20 protein-coding genes are annotated in these 21,242 nt (G+C 70.1%); 14 read left to right on the top strand and 6 right to left on the bottom strand.

The window, feature by feature from the left end; translation table 11 throughout:
- The first annotated feature begins 2 nt into the window (after positions 1 to 2).
- Positions 3 to 542: a SixA phosphatase family protein gene (locus HF203_RS06890; RefSeq protein ID WP_168667985.1), complete on the top strand. Its 540-nt coding sequence runs from the start codon at positions 3 to 5 to the stop codon at positions 540 to 542.
- Here the strand turns inward: HF203_RS06890 and feoB are convergent.
- Entirely contained in the window at positions 514 to 2,856 is a 2,343-nt protein-coding gene (gene feoB, locus HF203_RS06885) for a Fe(2+) transporter permease subunit FeoB (RefSeq protein ID WP_168667983.1), read from the bottom strand. The genes HF203_RS06890 and feoB overlap by 29 nt on opposite strands.
- Before the next feature lie 48 nt (positions 2,857 to 2,904).
- A complete protein-coding gene (locus HF203_RS06880) occupies positions 2,905 to 3,174 on the bottom strand; it encodes a FeoA family protein (protein ID WP_168667982.1) in 270 nt (89 codons plus the stop codon).
- A gap of 349 nt (positions 3,175 to 3,523) precedes the next feature.
- Between HF203_RS06880 and HF203_RS06875 the strand changes: the two genes are divergently transcribed.
- Positions 3,524 to 4,483, top strand: coding sequence for a L,D-transpeptidase family protein (locus HF203_RS06875; protein ID WP_246221683.1), 960 nt, complete (start codon positions 3,524 to 3,526; stop codon positions 4,481 to 4,483).
- Here HF203_RS06875 and HF203_RS06870 read toward each other — a convergent pair.
- Positions 4,462 to 4,659, bottom strand: a complete 198-nt coding sequence (locus tag HF203_RS06870; RefSeq protein ID WP_168667980.1) for an alanine-zipper protein — start codon at positions 4,657 to 4,659, stop codon at positions 4,462 to 4,464. The genes HF203_RS06875 and HF203_RS06870 overlap by 22 nt on opposite strands.
- Positions 4,660 to 5,045: 386 nt before the next feature.
- On the opposite strand from HF203_RS06870, the gene HF203_RS06865 reads away from it, so the two are divergent.
- The 7 genes from HF203_RS06865 to HF203_RS06835 all read left to right on the top strand — a co-directional run bounded on the left by HF203_RS06865 (position 5,046) and on the right by HF203_RS06835 (position 12,399).
- The gene (locus tag HF203_RS06865; protein ID WP_168667978.1) at positions 5,046 to 5,627 is read left to right on the top strand and encodes a chorismate--pyruvate lyase family protein; all 582 of its coding nucleotides are present in this window, start codon (positions 5,046 to 5,048) and stop codon (positions 5,625 to 5,627) included.
- Between the two features lie 785 nt (positions 5,628 to 6,412).
- Positions 6,413 to 7,081, top strand: coding sequence for a cation efflux transmembrane domain-containing protein (locus HF203_RS06860; protein WP_168667976.1), 669 nt, complete (start codon positions 6,413 to 6,415; stop codon positions 7,079 to 7,081).
- 116 nt (positions 7,082 to 7,197) lie between these two features.
- Positions 7,198 to 7,920, top strand: a complete 723-nt coding sequence (locus tag HF203_RS06855) for an RDD family protein (RefSeq protein WP_168667974.1) — start codon at positions 7,198 to 7,200, stop codon at positions 7,918 to 7,920.
- Complete coding sequence (locus tag HF203_RS06850; protein WP_168667972.1) at positions 7,917 to 8,885, top strand: stage II sporulation protein M; 969 nt, start codon at positions 7,917 to 7,919, stop codon at positions 8,883 to 8,885. The genes HF203_RS06855 and HF203_RS06850 overlap by 4 nt, the downstream gene beginning before the upstream one ends.
- A complete protein-coding gene (locus HF203_RS06845) occupies positions 8,875 to 10,299 on the top strand; it encodes a DUF4129 domain-containing protein (protein ID WP_168667970.1) in 1,425 nt (474 codons plus the stop codon). Before HF203_RS06850 ends, HF203_RS06845 begins: the two co-directional genes overlap by 11 nt.
- Positions 10,289 to 11,428, top strand: coding sequence for a DUF4350 domain-containing protein (locus HF203_RS06840; protein ID WP_168667968.1), 1,140 nt, complete (start codon positions 10,289 to 10,291; stop codon positions 11,426 to 11,428). The genes HF203_RS06845 and HF203_RS06840 overlap by 11 nt, the downstream gene beginning before the upstream one ends.
- On the top strand, positions 11,425 to 12,399 hold the full coding sequence (locus HF203_RS06835) for an AAA family ATPase (protein WP_168667967.1): 975 nt from the start codon (positions 11,425 to 11,427) through the stop codon (positions 12,397 to 12,399). Before HF203_RS06840 ends, HF203_RS06835 begins: the two co-directional genes overlap by 4 nt.
- Here the strand turns inward: HF203_RS06835 and HF203_RS06830 are convergent.
- From HF203_RS06830 to HF203_RS06820, 3 genes are read right to left on the bottom strand one after another with little or no spacing between them, the layout of a single operon-like run.
- Positions 12,396 to 14,390 (bottom strand): transglutaminase TgpA family protein, encoded by a 1,995-nt coding sequence (locus HF203_RS06830; RefSeq protein WP_168667965.1) that lies wholly within the window; start codon positions 14,388 to 14,390, stop codon positions 12,396 to 12,398. The genes HF203_RS06835 and HF203_RS06830 overlap by 4 nt on opposite strands.
- Complete coding sequence (locus tag HF203_RS06825; RefSeq protein ID WP_168667963.1) at positions 14,380 to 15,378, bottom strand: DUF58 domain-containing protein; 999 nt, start codon at positions 15,376 to 15,378, stop codon at positions 14,380 to 14,382. Before HF203_RS06825 ends, HF203_RS06830 begins: the two co-directional genes overlap by 11 nt.
- Entirely contained in the window at positions 15,362 to 16,315 is a 954-nt protein-coding gene (locus HF203_RS06820; RefSeq protein ID WP_168667962.1) for an AAA family ATPase, read from the bottom strand. The genes HF203_RS06825 and HF203_RS06820 overlap by 17 nt, the downstream gene beginning before the upstream one ends.
- Positions 16,316 to 16,392: 77 nt before the next feature.
- Between HF203_RS06820 and mnmG the strand changes: the two genes are divergently transcribed.
- The 5 genes from mnmG (at position 16,393) to HF203_RS06795 (ending at position 21,242) form a co-directional block, all read left to right on the top strand.
- Positions 16,393 to 18,267, top strand: coding sequence for a tRNA uridine-5-carboxymethylaminomethyl(34) synthesis enzyme MnmG (gene mnmG / locus HF203_RS06815; protein WP_168667960.1), 1,875 nt, complete (start codon positions 16,393 to 16,395; stop codon positions 18,265 to 18,267).
- Positions 18,264 to 18,920: a 16S rRNA (guanine(527)-N(7))-methyltransferase RsmG gene (rsmG, locus tag HF203_RS06810; RefSeq protein ID WP_168667958.1), complete on the top strand. Its 657-nt coding sequence runs from the start codon at positions 18,264 to 18,266 to the stop codon at positions 18,918 to 18,920. Before mnmG ends, rsmG begins: the two co-directional genes overlap by 4 nt.
- Before the next feature lie 7 nt (positions 18,921 to 18,927).
- Complete coding sequence (locus HF203_RS06805; RefSeq protein ID WP_168667956.1) at positions 18,928 to 19,716, top strand: ParA family protein; 789 nt, start codon at positions 18,928 to 18,930, stop codon at positions 19,714 to 19,716.
- 1 nt (position 19,717) lies between these two features.
- Positions 19,718 to 20,626: a ParB/RepB/Spo0J family partition protein gene (locus tag HF203_RS06800; protein WP_168667954.1), complete on the top strand. Its 909-nt coding sequence runs from the start codon at positions 19,718 to 19,720 to the stop codon at positions 20,624 to 20,626.
- 235 nt (positions 20,627 to 20,861) lie between these two features.
- The gene (locus HF203_RS06795) at positions 20,862 to 21,242 is read left to right on the top strand and encodes an ATP synthase subunit I (protein ID WP_168667952.1); all 381 of its coding nucleotides are present in this window, start codon (positions 20,862 to 20,864) and stop codon (positions 21,240 to 21,242) included.

Here is a 21,242-nt window from a genome sequence, read left to right as displayed (position 1 = left end):
GCTTGAGCTATCCAGATCCCTTCCGCACCCAGCGAGAACTGCTGATCCTCCGCCACGCCAAGTCCGATTGGGACAGCGGCACCGCCACCGACTTCGCCCGCCCGCTCGCCAAGCGTGGCCGCCGCGACGCGCCGCGGATCGGCGCCTGGCTCTACCGCGAGGGCCTGGTCCCCGACCAGATCATCAGCTCGCCGGCCGAGCGCGCGCGCCAGACCGCGCTCTTGGTCTGCAGGTGCCTCGACCTCGACAGGCGATGCATCCGCTGGGCACCAGAGGTCTACGAGGCCGGGCTCAACACCCTGCTCGAGACCCTGGCGCGATGTCCGCAACCGGCCAACACGGTCCTGCTGGTCGGCCACAATCCCGGGCTGGAGCAACTGCTGCGGTATCTCGCCGGCGACGACCTCGAGCCACCGGAGAAGGCCAAACTGCTGCCCACTGCAGCGGTCGCGCGACTGGAGATGCCAGCGGACTGGAGCGTGCTCGAACCCGGCTGCGCCCACCTGCTCGCGCTCACCCGGCCACGTCAGCTCGCCGACTGACGCCCGCCCAGCGCCGCAACCCCAGCAATACCGCCACCAGGACCGCCAGCCCGCCGCCGATCCACAGCCCGGCGCCGAGCGGATCGCGGGTGAAGGTCGCGGCCTGATAGAAGACCACGGCGACCAGATAGGCGACGCCGGTGGTCCAGGCGGCGACGAAGACCGCCCAACGCGCCCCGGCCTCACGCACGATGGCGCCGATGGTGGCGACACAGGGGAAGTAGAGCAGCACGAACAGCAGATAGGCGAAGGCCCCGGCCTGGCCGTCGAAGCGCTCGATCATGGCCCCGAAGGTCGCATCCCGGACCCCCTGGGTGGCGGCCGCCTCGGCGCTGTCGGCGATCTCACCGACGTCGAGCCCGAGCGGGTCGAGCACCCGCGCGCCGAGCGCGCCGAGGTTGTCGCCGATGGTGGCCAGCGCCTCGCCGAGCCGCGGGCCGAGCGCGAACGCCTCGTCGTCCGCCGTCGTTCCCCCTCCCTCCTCCTCGGCGAGCCGGCCATAGAGCGAGTCGAGGGTGCCGACGATCACCTCCTTGGCGAGCACCCCGGAGATCACCCCGAGCACCGCCGGCCAGTTGTCCTCCTCGATCCCCAGCGGCGCGAACAGCGGGGTGGCGGCACGGCTGGCGGCGGCGAGCACCGAGTGATCACTGTCCTCGTTGCCGAGGCTGCCGTCGCTGCCGACGCTCGAGAGCAGGTTGAGCGCCAGCACCATCAGCACGATCACCTTGCCCGCCCCGCGCAGAAACAGTCGTACCCGGTCCCAGGTACGCAGCGCCACCCCGCGCAGGGTCGGCAGGTGGTAGGGCGGCAGCTCCATCAGCAGCCCCGCACTGTCGCCGCGCAACAGGCTGTGCTTCATCGCCAGGCCGCTGAGTACCGCCGCGGCGATGCCGATGAGATAGAGCGCGAACACCAGATTCTGCCCCGAATGCGGGAAGAAGGCGGCGGCGAACAGCGCATAGACCGGCAACCGCGCGCCGCACGACATGAAGGGGTTCATCAGGATGGTGAGCTTGCGCTCGCGCTCGTGCTCCAGGGTGCGGGTGGCCATCACTGCCGGGACGTTACAACCGAAGCCGACGATCAACGGCACGAAGGCCTTGCCCGGCAGCCCGATCGAGCGCATGAAGCGATCCATCACGAAGGCCGCGCGCGCCATGTAGCCCGAGTCCTCGAGGATCGAGAGCACGATGTAGAGGCTGGCGATGATGGGGATGAAGGTGCCGACCACCTGCAGCCCGCCGCCGATGCCCTGGGCGAGCACCAACTCGAGCCAGGCCGGGGCACCGAGCGCGCCGAGCAGCGCGGCGGTGCCGTCGACGAAGAGCGCGCCCCCGGCGAGGTCGAAGAAGTCGATGAAGGCGCCCCCGACGTTCATGGTGAACATGAACATCAGATAGATCATCAGCAGGAACAGCGGGATACCGAAGGCGCGGCTGAGCACCACCCGGTCGATACGGTCGGAGAGATTGCGCCCCGCAGCGCCGCGCTGACGCACCACCCGCTGCGCCACCGCATGGGCATGACCGAAACGGGTGTCGGCGATGTGCAGATCGGCCTCGTCGCCGACACGTTCGGCGATCTCGGCACGGGCCCGCACCGCCAGTGCACGGGTCTCAGGGGTCGCGACGCGCTCGGCCTCGGGGTCGGACTCGAGCAACTTGAGCGCGAGCCAGCGGGCATTGGCCCGCGGCTGCGCCGAATCGCAGGTCGACGCCAAGCGTTCGATCGCCTCCTCGACACAGTCGCCCTGGGCCAGCGCGTGCCCCCCCGGCTCACGCCCCTCGGCCACCGCCAGCACCCGCGCCTGCAGCTCGGTGAGCCCCTCGCGGGTGACCGCCACCACCGGCACCACCGGACAACCGAGAGCCGTGGCGAGCGCGGCGACATCGACCTCCACCCCACGCTTGCGCGCCACGTCCATCATGTTGAGCGCCACCACCAGATCGACCCCCATCTCCAGGAGCTGCACGGTGAGATAGAGGTGTCGTTCGAGGTTAGCGGCGTCGACCACGTTGACGATCAACCCGGCCTCGCGCGCGAGCAGGTAGTCGCGCGTGACCCGCTCGTCGAGCGAGCTGGCATCGAGCGAATAGATCCCCGGCAGATCGATCACCCGCAGCCGTCGACCATCGAGATCGAGCGCCCCTTCCTTACGCTCGACCGTGACCCCGGGCCAGTTGCCCGTGGTCTGGCGGATCCCGGTCAAGGCATTGAACAGCGCCGATTTGCCGCAATTGGGGTTGCCGGCCAGGGCCAGGGTGAGTGGCGCTGGACGTTGGTCGTGATGGGTGATGCTGGTCGCCGTCATCGCTTCGGTCCTGAGGGTTGGGAGGGGGCTGGCTGGGTGGCGGACCGATCAGTCACGACCATCGTCCGTGGTGCCGACCTCGGGCTCGAGCCGCACCCGTAGCTTCTCGGCGACCCCGAACCCCATGGCGATACGGCCGCTGCCCGTGGCCAGTACCAGCCCCTGTCCACGCCGCTGCACCACGCTCAAGGCGCTACCCTGGCGCAGCCCGAGGGCGAGCAGACGACGGGTCAGGTGATGCCCGCCACGGATCTCGACGATACGCGCCGGGGTGTCGAGCGGGAGTTCGGAGAGGGAGAGAGGGGCGGTGTGCGGCATGGATGATGGATCTGGGTCGATGGCGGTGTTGGCTGCAACTGCGAATCAATCGAGCCTGGTCGATCACCGAAGCATAACCCGAACCACGTCCGCACCGCAGTCATGCCTCCGCAGCACGGCGCGGAACCCAGCGCCGGGGCGTAGGATCGGAAGAGACGATCGCACCGCGCTCGAAATCCGCCCCGGCGCAATCCATCTTATTCCAGGCACGCCTGGTCACCACCATCCCGGCGCCTGCTTGCAGAGTCCGACGGACTGGCCGAGGATGCGCGCCTCAGAGCGGGCACCAGGCACCCGTCAACGATCGATCGAGGGCTATTTTGGGCGAACACAGAGGTACATACAGGTCATGACGAAACCGCGATTCCGCCACGCCCACCGGGCGCTGAGCGCCGCGCTGCTCGGCGCACTGACGTTGGCGGCAACGGTCAAGGCACCGGCCGAGACCTATCGGCTCGAACACCCGGGCGACAGTGTCATCGGCTTCCCCTTCTACTTCGCCACACGCGCCGACGACACCCTGCTCGACGTCGCCCGCCAGAACAACCAAGGCTTCGAGGACATGCGCAGCGCCAACCCCGAGGTCGACATGTGGGTCCCGGGCGCAGGCACCGAGGTCATGGTGCCGACCTTCTACGTGCTACCCGATGCACCACGTCAGGGGATCGTCATCAACCGCCCGGAGAAGCGGCTCTATTTCTACCCGCCGAACGACCCGGAGGAGGTCCGCTCCTATGCCATCAGCGTCGGGCGCGAGGGCATGGACACCCCGCTGGGCTCGTTCACCATCATCGAGAAGAAGCGCGACCCGAGCTGGACCCCGGGGCCGAGCGTGCGCGCCGCCCATGCCGCCTACGGCGACATCCTCCCGGCGGTAGTGCCTCCCGGTCCGGACAATCCGCTGGGGCAGTTCGCGATGCGGTTGAGCGATCCGGAATATCTGATCCACGGCACCAGCAAACCCTGGGGACTGGGGATGGAGGTCAGCGCGGGCTGTATCCGACTCTATCCGGAGGGGATCGAAGAACTGTTCTCGCTCACCGAGCTACGTACCCAGGTGACCATCGTCGACCAACCCTACAAGCTCGGCTGGCGCGGTGACGATCTCTATCTGGAGGTCCACATCGATCGTGAGGAGAAACGGCAAGCGGCCCGGGCGGTGATCCCGGCGACCCTCGTCGAGACCGAGGGGGTGAAGATCGACTGGCACGAGGTCCAGCGCGCCATCGACGAGAACACCGGTGTCCCACTGGTCGTGGGACACCGGGTACGCTCAGATCACGAGCCTTACTTACCCATGATCTTCTGATACATGCGATCCAGGCGCTCGGTGTTGGCGTTACAGCAGGCCTGGGCGCTGTTGGCGCTGTCGAGCGCCTGCTGAGCCATGTCGCGAGCGGTCTGGTCGGTCGCGCAACCGCCGAGCAGCGATGCACCGAGGAGGGCGGCAACGGACAGGGAAGCGAGCTTGACGGTCTTGGTCATTAGTAATGTCTCCATTGATCGGCTCTAGGCCTTTGTTGGTATAACACATTTCACCTGGGGCTGACCCTCGCGCACGCGCACCACCACCGCCGTGGGTGGATCTGATGCAGGTGACGTCTTGGTCTCCGACCCTCAAGGTCCAGTGTGTCGACCCCCGATCCTGCCACGACCATGAGGCGACCGGGCGTCGTGCACTGAGAGTGCGTCAAGCGTGACCCAACATCAAGCCCGGCGCGACGAAGTTCTGATATTTTTCCCGTCACCACGCCGCGACGCTCGAGCGCTGCGACGACACCCTGACAACCGAACCCCAAGGCAAGTATCCATGTCCGCACCCCGATCCCCCCTCGCCGCCCTTACCTGGCGGGCGTGCTGAGGGTCTCAGCATGCATCGCTACTATGGACGTCCCAACCCGGCCCCGGCGCAATCGAACTTCCGCTGCGACGGCTTCCTGCGCGACGGCCGGCTCCATGCGGCGAGCGGTGCCTCGATCGCGCTCGCCGAACTCCCTCCCTTCCTCCGTGCCCTGCTGGTCACCGACGGCACCGTCACCAAGATCCTCGAGGCCTTCTTCTGGGAACCGGTGACGGTCGACACCGTCGAGCAACGCTTCGAGCACGCCACCGCCGCGGTCGACTGGATCGCCGTCGGCGCTGGCGAGCGCTGCCTGGTCCGCGACGCACGACTGCGCGGCAACGACAGCGGCCGCAGCTTCGCCGAGGCCTTCTCGCTGATCCGTACCGACCTGATCCCGGCCGACTTTCGCCAGCGCCTGATCGATCGCGAGATCGGTATCGGCGTGCTGATCCGCGACAGCGGCCTGGAGAGCTATCGTGAGGTGCTCGACGTCGGCCTGGTCGAGGACGGCGCCACGCCGAGCGCGGTCTATCGCACCTACCGCATCATCATCGCGCGGCGACCGGTGATCCTGATCACCGAGTACTTCCCGCTCACGCTCTATCGCTGAGCCCCGCCGTCTCTGGCGCTGACACCGATGATCAAGCCCCCAAACCCGGGGGGCTCACCGGCCGTTCGTCGGCATCACGGCCAGGGCGGATTTGCAAAGCAATCGAACAAGTGTTTGAATAAATCACACTTTCACGATCTTGCCGACGCTACGCAGAAGGGGAGGTCAGGGCGTGGTCGCGTACCACCCCGCCAACTCGCAAGCAGCCTCAAGCATATACATCGCCTCAGCTCATGCGGTCAGCCGCCCGCCCGACACCTGGCGCGGACATGGCGCGCACCCCGGGAAGCACTGGTGTGCTTCTCCCTCAGATCCCCCGAGCACACCAGCCCGTGATCGGCGTCTCCAGCCCCGCCGACACCATCGGTACCTGACACCGATGCCCTCTCCCGTCCCTGGGTGACCGGGCGCCTGCGTGCGCCTCGATCATCGCCGACAGTCCGCCCTCCGACCGGCGCCGCTGCGTCATTGACGCCCAGCCCCAGTCCGTCACCGATCCCGCATGGTGTTGCGGACCTCTGGGTCCACGCGCTGGCGCGACCGGCAAGTATCGAGGACCGAATTCCGTGGCCCCGGACCACCGGTGCCGAGGCCATGACAACGACGCCGCGCCCAAGGCCGGCGGCAGCGTATCAACCCACACCGGACCATCGCATGGAGACAGCAACGCGCATCGCTCGTCCGACAGGCTCGCACCCTGACGTGTGCCGCACGGTTCCACACCCGGACCAGACCGGCGCGCGCTTTACCTACCAAACACGCATCATCTTTCTGTTGAGGTCATCATGTCCGCCCAGACTCGGAGAGAACGTCAGATCCTGATCTTCTCGATGTTGTCTACCCTCGCCTTCGCCATCATGGGAGTGATCTGGGGTCTCTGGATCAACTCGATGGTGGTCATCTTCGACGGCCTGTATTCACTCATCGGCCTGTTCATGACCCTGGTGTCATTGCTCGCCCTCTATGCCATCCATCGCCAATCACGGCTGCTCAACACCCAGGCAGCGGCCCGTATCGAACACCGGGTGATCCTCTTCAAGGGCGCGGTCATCATCCTGCTCTGCACCCTGTCACTGGTGCTCGCGGTGCGCGCCATCCTCGACGGTGGCCGTGACACCGACGGTGATCTGGCCATCCTCTTCGGCCTGATCAACGTGGTCGGCTGTACCCTGAGCTGGTGGTACATCACCAAGCATCGCAAGCAGCTCGGCTCCGGGCTGATCAACGCCGAGGAGAAACAGTGGCTGATGGACACCGTGATCAGCGGCGCGGTGATGTGCGGCTTCATCATCGCCAAGCTCACCGAGCTGACCCCGATGGCGCACCTCGCCCGCTACGCCGATCCGGTGATGGTGCTGATCGCCTCGATCTGGTTCTTCGGTATCCCGCTGAAGATGGTCAGCCACTCGCTGCGCCAGCTCGCCGAGCTCGAGCGCGTGCCGCAGCGCGCCTGACCAAGCCACGGCGGCCCTGCCGCCACCCGCCCCGCTCCCGCCCTGGGCGCGGGGCGGGCGCCACCGGGGACCACTCGGCTTGCCCCGACCCTCCGAATCCCGCATCTTTGTGCCCCATGAACCGCCATCCCCGGGAGCACGCCGAGCCGATCGACACCCTGCGCCTGCGCGAGACCCCGGAGGGCATCGACCTCGGGTTACGCGTCGCCGGGCCGGTACCACGCGCGCTCGCCTTGGCGCTCGATTTTTTGATCCGGGGCGGGCTCTATCTGCTGCTGCTCCCGCTGCTCGCACTCGCCGACCTCGGGATCGGGTTGGCGCTGCTCGCGATCTTCGCCATCGAGTGGTTCTATCCGGTGGTGTTCGAGGTCTGGCGCGGCGCCACCCCCGGCAAGCGGGCACTCGGGCTGCGCGTGGTGCACGAGGACGCCACCCCAGTCGGGCTCCCCGCCTCGACCCTGCGCAACCTGCTACGGACGGTCGATTTCCTCCCCGCCGGCTACGCCCTGGGGCTGGCAGTGAGCCTCGCCGACCGTGACTTCCGCCGCATCGGCGATCTCGCCGCTGCCACCCTGGTGGTGCACGACGAGCGCCCGGCGACACGCCGAGGCCCGGCATCGACCGCCGGCCAGCGCCCGCCGCCCGAGTTCGACGCCGCCACCCGAGCGGCGATCCTCGCCTTCGCCGAGCGCGCGCCCGCGCTCGCCGACGCACGGCGCATCGAACTCGCCGAGGTCCTAACCGCCCCGCGCGGGGTACGCGGCACCGCAGCGCCGGCGTTGATCGCCGACTGGGCGGCCTGGATCGACCGCGTCACGCCCGATGGACGCGCGGCATGAGACAACAACGCTTCGAGCACCAGCACACCGCCGACTGGACGCGCTATCGCGCGCTGCTCGAGCAGCTCGAACAGCGCCGGCGCCGCGGCGCCGAGCTCGCCGAGTTCCCGGGGCTGCATCGTCGACTGTGCGCGCACTATGCGCTGGCCCAAACCCGCGGCTACACCCCCGGGTTGATCGCCGAACTCGAGCAGCTGGTGCGGCGCGGTCACGCCCAGCTCCACCACCCCAGGCTGCGCCTCGGCCCCCGCGCGCTGCGGCTGATGGCGCGCGACTTCCCGCGCGCATTGCGCCGTCACGCCGCACCGCTGTGGCTCGCCGCCGCGCTGCTGTTCGTACCGATGGCGGCGATGGCGCTCGGCGCCTATCACGACCCCGGACTGATCCTGACGCTGATCGACGCCGAGCAGCTCGCCGAACTCGAGGCGCTCTACGACCCGACCCGGGATCATCCCGGCCAGGTGCGCCCGGCCGACAGCGATCTGGCGATGTTCAGCTTCTATGTCCGCAACAACGTCGGCATCGGCTTTCGCAGCTTCGCCGGCGGGGTGCTGTTCGGCATCGGCAGCGTGGTCATCCTGGTGTTCAACGGACTGTTCATCGGCGCCGCCGCCGGTCACCTCAGCGCCATCGGTCACGGCATCACCTTCTGGCCCTTCGTCAGCGGTCACGCCCCCTTCGAACTGAGCGCGATCGCCATCTGCGGCGGCGCCGGACTACTGCTCGGCAAGGCGCTGTTCGCCCCGGGTCGGCTGCCGCGGCTCGCGGCGCTGCGCGTCAATGCCCGCGATGCCCTGGTGCTGGTGGCCGGTGCGGCGCTGATGCTCCTCGGTGCGGCACTGATCGAGGCCTTCTGGTCGGCCGGCGCGGCCCCGGTGGCGGTGAAATACGCCGTCGGCGCCGCCGGCTGGACCCTCCTCGCCCTCTACATCGCCCTGGCCGGACGTGGCGACGATGCGTCTTGAACGACTCACCGCCCGGCTGCGCCCCTGCCCCGCCTGGCAGGCGATCGATCTCGGCTTCGCCCTCGCCCGCGCCTGGTTCCCGGCACTCTGGGCGCTGTGGTGGTGCACCGCGCTGCCGCTGACCCTGATGGTGCTGGCACTGGCCTGGCTCCACAGCGACCTCTGGCTGCTGGCGCTGTGGTGGTGCAAGCCGATCTACGAAGCCCCGCTGCTGTTGTGGGCGAGCCGCGCGCTGTTCGACGAGCGCCCGCGACGCGGCGCCCTCCCCGGGATGCTCGGCGCCGGGCTGCGCCCGCGCCTGCTGCCGCTGCTGCTGTGGCGCCGGCTGAGCCCGAGACGCGCGCTCGTGCTCCCGCTGCTGCTGCTCGAAGGGCTGCCGGGCCGGGCCCACCGCGCGCGGCTGCGCACCCTCGCCGAGGGCAGCGCTAGCGGGTGGCTGACCCTGGTCTGCTATCACCTCGAAGCGATCCTCTGGGGCGGCATGCTGCTCGGGCTCTATCTGCTGATCCCCGAGGGGCTGGCGGGAATCGACCTGGTCGCCGCACTCGACGACAGCGCCTCGCCGGCCTACTGGATCAGCAGCGCCTGCTATCTGCTCGCCTGCTCGCTGATCGCGCCCTTCTACGTCTGCGCCGGGTTCGCGCTCTATCTCACCCGCCGCACCGAACTCGAGGGCTGGGACATCGAACTCGCCTTCCGCCGCGCCCCGCCGCCACCGGCCGCCGTGCTCCCGGCGCTGGCGCTGCTCGCACCGCTGCTGCTCGCCCCGCCACCGGCCGAGGCCGAGACCTGGCCAGACCCCGAGGCGGCCCGCGCACGCATCGCCGAGGTGCTCGACTCGCCCGAGTTCGGCACCACCCGCGAGGTCGAGCTGTGGCTGCCGGTGACCGACCCCGCACAGCGCGGCACCGAGGACGCCGAGGACTCTTGGGCGGCGACCCCGCCCCCCTGGCTCGCCGGCACCATCCAGTGGGGGCTGGTGACGCTCGCCGCGATCGCCCTGCTGGTGCTCGTCCGCGCGCTGTGGCGCGAACGCGCGCCACGCCTGCCCAGGTCGACCAGGACGGGGCACGAGGCCGCGTCCGGGCCGCATGCCACATCGCCCCTCGATCACGAGAGCGAGATCCGTCGCCTGCTCGATGCCGACGACCCGGGCGCGGCCATCGGCGCGCTCTATCGCGCCAGCCTGGAGAGACTCGACCGGCTCGGTCTCTCGCTCCCCCCGGGGGCCACCGAGGGGAGCTGCGTGCAGCGGGCGAGCGCACGGCTGCCACGCCGGATCCGGGTCCCCTTCGCCGCGATCGCCGCGGCGCGCCGGCACGCGGCCTACGGCGATCGGGCTCCGAGCGCGGCGCACGTCGAGCGACTGCTGAGCCACTGGCGGCGCTGGCGGGGACGGACCGGTGCACACTGAACAGCGCCTGCTCGCACTCACCCTCGGCGGCACCGGGCTAATCCTCGTGGCGGCACTGGCGAGTTGGTTCCTGACCCACTTCGAGCGTCGCGTCGAACAGGTGCCGGTCGCCCCCTCGGCGGCGGCCCGAGCCAATCCGCTGCTCGCCTTCGAGCGCTTCCTCACCGGGCTCGGCATCGCCGTCGAGAGCCGCCCCGATCATGCCCTGCTCGCCGCCCCACCGCCCCCCGGCGACACCCTGGTGGTGCGCGCGCCCGGCCCGCTGCCACCACGCCAGCACCAGCGACTGCGCGACTGGATCGCCGCCGGCGGACGGCTGGTGACCACACCGGGGACGGGGCCACGCCACGCGCTGCTCGAGACCTTCGGGATCCACCCCGAGCACTGGACCGAGTCGGGCCCACCGATGCCGGTCCGCCTGCGCCCGACGCCCGGGGCGGCGCCACTCGAGGTCGCCCTCGACCCCGGGCGGACCCTGTGCGTCAGCCATGGCGACAAACAGCGTTGCGGGCAACCGCTGGCGCACCGGGAGATCGGCGCCGGCCGGCTGAGCGTGCTCGCCGACCTCGACATCCTCACCCACCAGCGCATCGGCGAGCGTGACCACGCCCTGTTCGGCGCCCGTCTGGTCGCCCCCGCGCCCGGCGGTAAGGTGTGGCTGCTGTATGCCGAGGCCCCGCCGGGGCTGCTCGCGCGGCTGTGGGCGCGGGCACCGCTGGCACTGATCGCCGCAGCACTCACCCTGGCGGTGTGGCTGTGGTCGCTCGGCGCCCGGCTCGGGCCGACGCTCGCGCCGGCCCCGGCACCGGCGCGCGACCGGCTCGTCCTTCTCGAGGCCGGGGCGCACTTCCTCTGGCGCCATCGCCAGACTCCGGCACTGCTCGCGGCCAGCCGTGCCCGGGTGCTGCGGTTGTGGGCGAGGCGCCTGCCGGAGATCGCGCGCGCACCGCGCGAACAGCGGCTGAGCCGGCTCGCCGCGGCCAGCGGCGAGTCGCGCGCGCGCCTCGCCCAGGCGCTCGAGGAGACACCCCGCGACGCCCGCGCGCTCATCACCCTTACCCATACCCTGGCGCGACTGGAGCAGCAGGCCCGATCGCCCGGTGGCAACCGCGAGAGCACCGACCCATGACCCAGACCCCACTGCCGCTGACCGAGGCGGTCATCCAGCTCGACCAGCTCGAACAGGACATCGGCCAGACCGTCAGCGGCCAGCACCAGGCCATCCGCGAGCTGCTGGTGGCGCTAGTCGCCGCCGGACACGCCCTGCTCGAGGGCGTCCCCGGGGTCGGCAAGACGCTGCTGGTGCGCGCGCTCGCCGCCGCGGTGCAGGGGCGCTACGCGCGTATCCAGTTCACCCCCGACCTGATGCCGAGCGACGTCACCGGGCACGCGGTGTTCGACCTCAAGCGCGAGGCCTTCCGCATCCGCCGCGGCCCGATCTTCTGCAACCTGCTGCTCGCCGACGAGATCAACCGCGCCCCGGCCAAGACCCAGGCGGCGATGCTCGAGGCGATGCAGGAGGGACAGGTGACCATCGAGGGCCAGGCGCTGACGCTCGAACCCCCCTTCCTGGTCTTCGCCACCCAGAACCCGATCGAGCAGGAGGGCACCTACCCGCTGCCCCAGGCCCAGCTCGATCGCTTCCTGCTGAAGATCGCGGTGGCGCCGCCGAGCGCCGAGGCCGAGCGCGCCGCGGTGCGCGCCGCCACCAGCGGGCGCATCGGCGACCGGCTCGACACCTCGGCGGTGCGTCCGCTGCTCGACACCGAGACCCTGCAACGCCTGCAGCTGAGCGCCACCACGCTTCGGCTCGACGAGCGCGTGCTCGACTACGCGGTGGCGCTGGTGCGCGCCGCGCGCGACTGGCCGGGGGTCGACAGTGGTCCCGGGCCGCGCGCCAGCATCGCGCTGGTGCGCGCGGCGCGGGCGCACGCGCTCATTGAGGGACGCGATTTCACCACCCCGGACGACGTGCGCTGCATGGTCCCGGCGGTACTGCGCCACCGGCTGCGGCTCGGTGCCGAGCTGGAGATCGAGGGGGTGGCGGCCGACGCCCTGCTCGGCGACCTGGTCGAGCGCGTCCCCGCGCCGCGCGACTAGCGACGACGGCGCGGACGGAAGCCGCGCAGCAGGGCATCGAGCCGCACCACCGCCCGGGGGTCGGGCGCGGGGCCGAAGCGCGCCGGTAGATAGAGCGCGAGGAAGCGCGAGACCGGAGCGGCGAGATCGGGACGCGCGGCGATCACCCGTCGGCCATGGTCCTGCGGGCCCTCACCGGGGTGCGGCGCCAGCCCGATACGCGCCAGCCGGCGACAGAAACGGGCATGACGCGAGACCAGCGGGTCGGAGACGCGCGGCGCGCGCACCAACCCCAGCAGCACCGCGCCCAGGGTCAGCGAGAAGGTCGCGACCATCAGCACCGCCAGCCCGTACTCACCCAGCCTACCGAGCCCGAGCCGCTGCAGCAGTCCGAGCTGGTCCTCGGCCGAGAAGTCGAGCACCCAGTCCTGCCAGGCCGCATCGATACTGTCGGCGAACTGGCGCGCGCCGCGCGCCAGCTGGGCGAGCCACGCGCCCTGGGTCAACTCGAAGCGCACCGGGTTGCCGGCGCCGAGCAGTCGCGAGGCGCTCTGGTTGTCGATCCGCGAGGGGTCCACCGCGGCGGTGGGATCGACCCGTACCCAGCCGCGCCCCGGCAGCAGCACCTCGACCCAGGCATGGGCATCGGACTGCCACACCATGTGATAGCCGCCGATGGCGTTGGGCTCGCTGCCGAGATAGCCGAGCACCACCCGCGAGGGGATCCCGGCCAACCGCATCAGTGTGGCGAAACTGCTGGCATAGTGCTCGCAAAAGCCGCGTCGGGTCTCGAACAGGAAGGCATCGACCGGATTCGGTCCGAGCGGCGGCGGCAGCAGGGTGTAGTGGAAGGCCTCGCGATTGAAGTGGGCGAGCGCGCGTCTCACCACGGCCTGGTCGTCCGCACCCTCACCACGCCAGCTCGCCACCAGGGCACGCATCCGCGGGGTGATGGTGGCGGCCGGCAGGCGCAGGGCATAGTCGCGCAGCGCCGCGCTCGGTGGGGACGTGCGATAGTCGAGTGCCGAGCGCACCCGATAGCGCAGCGCACTCTCCACCGCGCGGCGGGCACGCAACAGGTGATCGGGCGCGAACGCCGCCCCCTCGGCTGCGACCGGCAGATCGAGCGCGAACAGCCAGCGCCGGTCGGTCGGCTCCAGCACCACCTCGTAGTCGAGTCGATCGGCCGCAGCGGCGAGCGCCAGCGAGACCGGCCCGCCCTGCGGCGGCTCGCCCACCGTCCAGCGCCGCCCGTCGGTCTGCCACAGCACCAGACCGCGCCAGTAACGCTGCTCGGGCGGCGGCGGAGTGGCATAGAAACGCACCCGGAAGGCCAGCTCACCGTTGACCACCAACTCGCTGACCGCGCCCGGCTCCATGGTGTCGGAGAAGCCGGTGCGGGCCTGCTCGGCATCGAGTCCGAGGTCCCACAACGGCGCGCTCAGACGCGGAAAGAGCAGGAACAGCACCAGGGTCAGCGGCAACGCCTGCAGCGCCAACCGCGTGGTCGTGGTCAGCGCCGGGCGCAGCCGCCCGCCCCCGGCCGCACCGTTGAGGTCGGCCAGCAGCGCGAGCATGCCCCCGATCACCAGCGCCAGATAGAGTGCGAGGCCGAGCGACTGATCGAAGAGGAACTGCACCACCACCAGGAAGCCGAGCAGGATGGCCACGAGCTGCAGATCGCGCCGCGCGCGCAGCTCCAGCAACTTGAGCGCGAGCATAGAGAGGAACAGCGCCGCCCCGCCCTGGCGGCCACTGAGATTGCCGTAGACGTAGAGACAGTTGGCGACCGCAGCGAGGGTCAGCAGCACCAGCAACCAGCGCCCGGGCTGGGCCCCGTGCCAGCGCAACGCAACCAGACGCAGCGCGAACAGCGCCACGACGAGGACGGCGATGCGCCAATCGAGCCACGACAGCAGCGGCACGGCCCCGGCAATCACCACCAGGGTCAGCCACAGCTGTTGGAGGCGGTCCGGGACGGGCTCGGGCCAGTGCGCGCGCTCAATGGTCATCGCCGCCCTCCTGGCCGAACAGCGCAAGACGGGTGAGACAGCGCTGCAGCTGCGCCTCGCCGGCGGCCAACGGCTCCTCCACCCCGGGCAGGCGCAGTCCGAAACGCGCCCCGGCGGCCGCGGCATCGAGCAGCTGGCGAGCGAGTTCGGTGAGCCGCGCCTCAGGATCGGCGGTGGCGAGCGCCGCCCACTCGATCCACAACTCGCGCCCCTGTTCGCCCTCGAACTGCTTGGTCAGCAGGCCGCGTTCGCGGGCATAGGCCTTCCAGTCGAGATGGCGCGGCGAGTCGCCGTGACGATAGTCGCGCGCGCCGACATAGTCCTCGACCCCGCCCCCCGTCCCCAGCGGCTGGGCACGCGCGCCGGCACCCGTGCCGAGCGGCGGCGGGGCGCGCTGCGCAGGGGCCGGATAGACCAGGGTGGCGGCTTGCGGCAGGGTGTGGCACCAGGCACGGAACAGCCCCAGCGGGTGGCAGGTCTCGACCCGCACCTCGCCGAGCGGTTGCCAGCCACGGCGCCTGGTGGTCACGGCGAGGGCGCAGCCGCGCTGCTCATCGCCGGGGACGGCGAGCGGCGCAGCGGCATCCTCGGCACCACTCAGACGCAGGTCGGCACGCGCGCGCCGACCGCGCCCACGCACACTGAGGGTGAAGCGCGCCGGCTCGCCGGCGAACACCGCCGCCCCGGGCCGCGCCTGCAGCTCCAGCCCGAGCAGGTTAAACCAAGCATGGTGCATCGCCAGCAGCGCCACCGCGGCGAGGAAAAAGGTGAACAGCAACCCGAGGTTGTTCTGGTAGTTGAGCGAGCCGAGCAGCATCACCAGCAGCACGGCGCCGAACACCAGCCCGAAGCGGGTGGGCAGGATATAGATCTGGCGCGCGCCGATGCGCACCACGCCATCGGGGTCGCTGCGGGCGCGGCGCAGCATGGCGTCGAAGCGCGCGGCGAACCAACCGCGCCAGCGCGCGCGCTCAGGGGACCGGGACATGGGCGAGGATCTCGGCGTCGACCCGGGAGGCATCGAGCACAGCGCCCTCGCCACTGCCGACCAGACGATGGGCGCAGCAGGCCGGCAGCACCGCCTGTACGTCCTCGGGGAGCACGTAGTCGCGCCCGCCGAGCAGCGCCCAGGCCTTGGCCGCGCGCAGCAGCCCCAGCCCGGCGCGCGGCGAGAGCCCATAGGCAAAGCGCCCCGAGGCGCGGGTGAAGGCGAGGATGGCATGAACGTAGTCGATCACCGCCGGGGCGGCGTGCACCGCCACCACCAGCTCCTGCAGGGCGGCCAGCTCGGCGGGCGCGAGCACCGGAGCCTGGCGCGCCACCAGCGCGCGACGGTCCTCGCCGGCGAGCAGGCGCTTCTCCTGGCGTGCGGCCGGATAGCCGAGTTCGATGCGCATCAGGAAGCGATCGAGCTGCGACTCGGGCAGCGGGAAGGTGCCGATCTGGTGGAGCGGGTTCTGAGTGGCGATGACGAAGAAGGGCTCGGGCAGCGCACGGGTCTCGCCCTCGACCGTGACCTGACGCTCCTCCATCGCCTCGAGCAGCGCGCTCTGTGCCTTGGGGGTGGCGCGATTGATCTCGTCGGCGAGCACCAGCTGGGAGAACACCGGCCCCGAGTGGAAGCGGAAGGACTCGCTGGCGCGGTCATAGACCGACACCCCGATGACATCGGCCGGCAGCAGGTCGCTGGTGAACTGGATGCGCGCGTACTCCAGCCCGAGCAGCCGCGCCAGCAGGTGCGCGAGCGTGGTCTTGCCGACCCCGGGCAGGTCCTCGATCAGCAGGTGGCCGCGCGCGAGCAGGCAGGTCAGCGCCAGGCGCAACTCGTGCTCCTTGCCGAGGATCACCGCGGCGGCGGCCTCGAGCACCGCACTGCAGCGATCCACCGGCGACGCGGAGACGGGGCGGGGTTCGGGTCGGTTCATGAGGATGCTCCCGGCGCCGCCGCGCGCGAGTGGATATGGGTTAAACTGAAGGGCTTCATCGGATCGGGTTTCCTGACATGTTTGCGAGCGATCAGTACGACGTCATCGTGGTTGGAGGCGGTCACGCGGGCACCGAGGCGGCGCTCGCGGCGGCGCGCGCCGGCGCACGCACCCTGCTGCTGACACAGAACGTCGAGACCCTCGGCAACATGAGCTGCAACCCCGCCATCGGCGGTATCGGCAAGGGCCATCTGGTGCGCGAGATCGACGCCCTCGGCGGGCTGATGGCACGCGCCACCGACCGCGCCGGGATCCAGTTCCGCACCCTCAACGCCAGCAAGGGCCCGGCGGTACGTGCCACCCGCGCCCAGGCCGACCGCACCCGCTATCGCACCGTGGTGCGCGCCGCGCTCGAGTCCCAGCCCGGGCTGCGGATCTTCCAGCAGACCGTCGACGACCTCATCGTCGAGGGCGACCGGGTCGCCGGGGTCAGCACCCAGATGGGGCTGCGCTTTCGCGCCCGGGCGGTGGTGCTGACCGTCGGCACCTTCCTCGGCGGGCGCATCCATATCGGTCTCAGCAACTATGAGGGCGGGCGTGCCGGGGATCCACCGGCCAACGCCTTGGCCGCGCGACTGCGTGAACTGCTGCCGCGGATCGAACGGCTCAAGACCGGCACCCCGCCGCGTCTCGACGCACGCAGCATCGATTACGCGCGGCTCGCCGAGCAGCCCGGCGACGAACCGGTGCCGGTGTTTTCCTTCCTCGGCAGCGCCGCCGAGCACCCGCCGCAGGTCAACTGTCACATTGCCCATACCAACGCCCGCACCCACGAGATCATCCGCGCCGGGCTGTCGCGCTCGCCGCTCTATACCGGGGTGATCGACAGCATCGGCCCGCGCTACTGTCCCTCGATCGAGGACAAGATCGTGCGCTTCGCCGACAAGGACTCGCACCAGGTGTTTCTCGAGCCCGAGGGGCTCGACACCCACGAGGTCTATCCCAACGGCATCTCCACCAGCCTGCCCTACGACGTGCAGGAGGCGCTGGTGCGCTCGATCCCGGGGCTGGAGCAGGCCCATATCACCCGCCCCGGCTATGCCATCGAGTACGACTTCTTCGATCCGCGCGATCTCGCCCCGGGGCTGGAGACGCGCCAGCTTCAGGGGCTGTTCCTCGCCGGTCAGATCAACGGCACCACCGGTTACGAGGAGGCCGCCGCCCAGGGGCTGCTCGCCGGCATCAACGCGGTGCGTCGGCTGCGCGAAGAGTCGCCCTGGGTGCCGCGTCGCGACGAGGCCTACATCGGGGTGATGGTCGATGATCTGGTCACCCGCGGCACCAACGAGCCCTATCGCATGTTCACCAGCCGCGCCGAGTACCGGCTGATGCTGCGCGAGGACAATGCCGATCTGCGCTTGACCGAGACCGGGCGCGCGCTCGGGCTGATCGACGACGAGCGCTGGGCGCACTTCGAGGCCAAGCGCGAGGCGATCGAGCGCGAGCGCGAGCGCCTCGCTGCGGCCATCGTCCGTCCCGACCGGGTCGACCCGGCGCGCCTGCGGGCGGTGCTCGGCGAGCCGCTGCGGCGCGAGGCGCGCGCGCTCGACCTGCTCGCCCGCCCCGGCGTCGATCACGCCGGGGTCAACGTCCTGATCGACACGCCAAATCATCCGGTCGCCCCCGAGGTCGCCGAGCAGGTCGAGATCCAGACCCGCTATGCCGGTTATATCGCCCGCCAGCGCGACGAGATCGCCCGTCAGCGCGCCCAGGAGGACAAGCCCTTGCCCGAGACCTTCGACTTCGCCGCAGTGCGCGGTCTCTCCGCCGAGGTGCGCGAGAAGCTCTGCCGCACCCGCCCCGCCACCGTCGGTCAGGCCGCGCGCATCCCCGGGGTGACCCCGGCGGCGGTGTCGCTGCTGCTGATCCATCTCAAGCGGCACCCGGCATGAGCGGCGCGACCACCGATCTCACCCCAGCCCAGCGCGAGCGCCTCGGCGAGCGGCTGCAGGCCGGCTGCGCGGCGCTGGGGATCGGGCCGACGGCGGCCCAGCACGACCAGCTGATCGACTATCTGCAGCTGCTGGTGCGCTGGAACCGCGCCTACAACCTCACCGCGGTGCGCGACCCCGATGAGATGGTGGTGCGTCACCTGCTCGACAGCCTGGCGGTGCTGCCGCACCTGTGCGGCGAGCGTGTGCTCGACCTCGGCACCGGCCCCGGCCTGCCCGGTCTGGTGCTGGCGATCGTGGCCCCGGCGTGCCGGGTCCGGCTACTCGACAGCAACGGCAAGAAGGTGCGTTTCGTGCGCCAGGCGGTGCTCGAGCTCGGTCTCGCCAACGCCGAGCCGGTGCAAGCGCGGATCGAGACATACCGACCGGGGGAAAAATTCAGTACCATTGTCAGCCGTGCGGTTGCCGCCACCGACGTGCTGCGTGTACGCGAGACCGGCCTGCTCGACTCCCCGGGTCGGCTGCTGCTGATGCGCGCGCACCACCCCGAGGTCGACACCGCCGAGCTACCGACCGAGCCGTTCACTGTGCACCGCCTGCAGGTGCCCTTCCTCGACGGCCCGCGTCACCTGATCGCCATCGAGAACGACTGAGTCGAGCATGGTCAACATCATCGCCATCGCCAATCAGAAGGGCGGAGTCGGCAAGACGACGACCGCGGTCAACCTCGCCGCCTGCCTGGCGGCGATGAAGCGCCGTGTGTTGCTAGTCGATCTCGACCCCCAGGGCAACGCCACCATGGGCTGCGGTGTCGACAAGCACGCGCTCGAGCACTCGAGCTGCGACCTGCTGCTCAGCGATATCCCCATCGCCGATTGTCTGCAGCGCATCACCGAGCCCTCGCCCGGTTTCGACCTGCTGCCGGCCAACGCCGATCTCACCGCCGCCGAGGTCGGGCTGATCGACTCACCCGACCGCGAGCACCGTCTGGCGCGGGTGCTCGAGCGCGCCGCCCAGGCCTATGAGCTGGTGATCGTCGACTGCCCGCCCTCGCTCAACATGCTCACCGTCAACGCCCTGGTCGCCGCACGCGGGGTGCTGATCCCGATCCAGTGTGAGTACTACGCCCTCGAGGGGCTCTCGGCGCTGCTCGACACCATCGAGCAGATCCGCGCCAACCGCAATGAGACCCTGCATGTCGAGGGCATCCTGCGCACCATGCACGACCCGCGCAATAACCTCGCCAACCAGGTCTCGACCCAGCTCATCACCCATTTCAAGGATAAGGTCTACCGCACCATCATCCCGCGCAACGTGCGCCTCGCCGAGGCCCCGAGCCACGGCATGCCGGCCCAGCTCTATGATCCGTCCTCCAAGGGCGCGATCGCCTACATGGCGCTGGCCAGCGAGGTGCTGCGCCGCCAGCAGAAGGGGCGCAACGCCGCCTGACATGGACCAGGACACCACTCGACCGAACAAGAAAAAGGGGCTGGGACGGGGACTCGACGCCCTGCTCGGCGCCGCGCGCAGCGGCACCGAGCCCGGCGGCGCGACAGCAACCACCACCGCCCGACCCGGCGAACGCATCGTGCGCCTGCCGCTCGAGCAGCTGCAGCGCGGGCGCTATCAGCCACGCCGCGATTTCGACCCCGAGGCGCTGCGCGAGCTGGCCGAGTCGATCCGCGCCCAGGGCGTGCTGCAGCCGATTCTGGCGCGACCGCTGGCCGAGGGACGCTACGAGATCGTCGCCGGCGAGCGGCGCTGGCGCGCCTGCCAGCAAGCCGGACTCGACGAGATCCCAGCGCTGGTGCGCGAACTCGACGCCACCAGCGCGCTGGCCATCGCGCTGATCGAGAACATCCAGCGCGCCGATCTCAATCCGCTGGAAGAGGCCACCGCGCTGCACCGTCTGGTCGAGGAGTTCGAGCTCACCCATCAGGAGGTGGCCGAGGCGGTCGGCAAGTCGCGCACCACGGTCTCCAACCTGCTGCGGCTGCTCGAGCTCGAGCCCGAGGTCAAGGACCACCTCGACCACGGCCGGTTGGAGATGGGCCACGCCCGTGCTCTGCTCGGGGTCAAGGGCCAGGTGCAGTGTGCGCTCGCCCGTCAGGTGGTCGCCGGCGGGCTCTCGGTGCGCGACACCGAGCGCCTGGTGCGCCGGCTGCAACAAGGCGCGACCGCGGCGCCGACCCCGCGGGCAGAGGAGACCGATCCCGACATCCGCCGGCTGCAGAACGACCTCACCGACCGACTCGGCGCTGCGGTGCGCATCCAGCACGGCAGTCGCGGCAGCGGCAAGCTGGTGATCAGCTACAACAGCCTCGACGAACTCGACGGCATCCTCGGTCATATCCGCTGAGAGGCGCGCACCCTGACCGAAAGGGCGCGACGGAACACGAGGGAAACGGCTGAAACACCTGTTCGATCAACTGGATCCGGCACCTTGGCGACGGCCGAAACGGCTCTTGTCATCGGCCTGAAACCCGCGCAGCGCAAGGCCCCGAGCACGCCGCGGTTACATTGACCCGATATTAGCGATCCCCTATACTTCGCGTCCGGTGAGCGACGCGCTCAACCAAACCACGATGATCTGAATGCAACAGCCGGATGCGCTTCAGGCCGGGAACGTCCTGAGAATACAGACGATCCTCAGCCTGGTGTCGGTGCTACTCGCCCTGCCGTTCGGTCGCTCCGTTGCACTATCGGTTCTCATAGGTTCCGGATCCTGCCTGCTGGCCAACGCCATGCTCGCGGCCTGGGTCTTTCGCGCCTACCGCGCCCAGGCGCCAGAGCGTCTGGTCAGGCGTTTTTATCGTGCCGAAGTCGCAAAGATCGCGTTGGTCCTGGGTTTGTTCGTCGTTGCCTTCGCAACATTCGACGACCTGAACATACCGGCATTGCTGGGGGCCTACTTCCTCATGCAAGTGATGCCGATCCTGATCGCGGCCCAACTGGCCAAACGAAACACGAAGTGA

Origin of the sequence: Marichromatium bheemlicum (genome assembly GCF_012276755.1) — a bacterium.
GTDB lineage: Bacteria > Pseudomonadota > Gammaproteobacteria > Chromatiales > Chromatiaceae > Marichromatium > Marichromatium bheemlicum.
Note: the sequence above shows the minus strand (reverse complement) of the source record. Positions and strands in the feature narration are given on the sequence as shown.

Excerpts from the sequence above, each read along its gene's own strand:
- HF203_RS06880 (WP_168667982.1), bottom strand. The coding sequence starts at position 3,174 with ATGCCGCACACCGCCCCTCTCTCCCTCTCCGAACTCCCGCTCGACACC.
- HF203_RS06795 (WP_168667952.1), top strand. The coding sequence starts at position 20,862 with ATGCAACAGCCGGATGCGCTTCAGGCCGGGAACGTCCTGAGAATACAG.
- HF203_RS06800 (WP_168667954.1), top strand. The coding sequence starts at position 19,718 with ATGGACCAGGACACCACTCGACCGAACAAGAAAAAGGGGCTGGGACGG.
- mnmG (WP_168667960.1), top strand. The coding sequence starts at position 16,393 with ATGTTTGCGAGCGATCAGTACGACGTCATCGTGGTTGGAGGCGGTCAC.
- feoB (WP_168667983.1), bottom strand. The coding sequence starts at position 2,856 with ATGACGGCGACCAGCATCACCCATCACGACCAACGTCCAGCGCCACTC.
- HF203_RS06875 (WP_246221683.1), top strand. The coding sequence starts at position 3,524 with ATGACGAAACCGCGATTCCGCCACGCCCACCGGGCGCTGAGCGCCGCG.
- rsmG (WP_168667958.1), top strand. The coding sequence starts at position 18,264 with ATGAGCGGCGCGACCACCGATCTCACCCCAGCCCAGCGCGAGCGCCTC.
- HF203_RS06845 (WP_168667970.1), top strand. The coding sequence starts at position 8,875 with ATGCGTCTTGAACGACTCACCGCCCGGCTGCGCCCCTGCCCCGCCTGG.
- HF203_RS06830 (WP_168667965.1), bottom strand. The coding sequence starts at position 14,390 with ATGACCATTGAGCGCGCGCACTGGCCCGAGCCCGTCCCGGACCGCCTC.
- HF203_RS06835 (WP_168667967.1), top strand. The coding sequence starts at position 11,425 with ATGACCCAGACCCCACTGCCGCTGACCGAGGCGGTCATCCAGCTCGAC.
- HF203_RS06855 (WP_168667974.1), top strand. The coding sequence starts at position 7,198 with ATGAACCGCCATCCCCGGGAGCACGCCGAGCCGATCGACACCCTGCGC.
- HF203_RS06805 (WP_168667956.1), top strand. The coding sequence starts at position 18,928 with ATGGTCAACATCATCGCCATCGCCAATCAGAAGGGCGGAGTCGGCAAG.
- HF203_RS06850 (WP_168667972.1), top strand. The coding sequence starts at position 7,917 with ATGAGACAACAACGCTTCGAGCACCAGCACACCGCCGACTGGACGCGC.
- HF203_RS06820 (WP_168667962.1), bottom strand. The coding sequence starts at position 16,315 with ATGAACCGACCCGAACCCCGCCCCGTCTCCGCGTCGCCGGTGGATCGC.
- HF203_RS06860 (WP_168667976.1), top strand. The coding sequence starts at position 6,413 with ATGTCCGCCCAGACTCGGAGAGAACGTCAGATCCTGATCTTCTCGATG.
- HF203_RS06865 (WP_168667978.1), top strand. The coding sequence starts at position 5,046 with ATGCATCGCTACTATGGACGTCCCAACCCGGCCCCGGCGCAATCGAAC.
- HF203_RS06870 (WP_168667980.1), bottom strand. The coding sequence starts at position 4,659 with ATGACCAAGACCGTCAAGCTCGCTTCCCTGTCCGTTGCCGCCCTCCTC.
- HF203_RS06825 (WP_168667963.1), bottom strand. The coding sequence starts at position 15,378 with ATGTCCCGGTCCCCTGAGCGCGCGCGCTGGCGCGGTTGGTTCGCCGCG.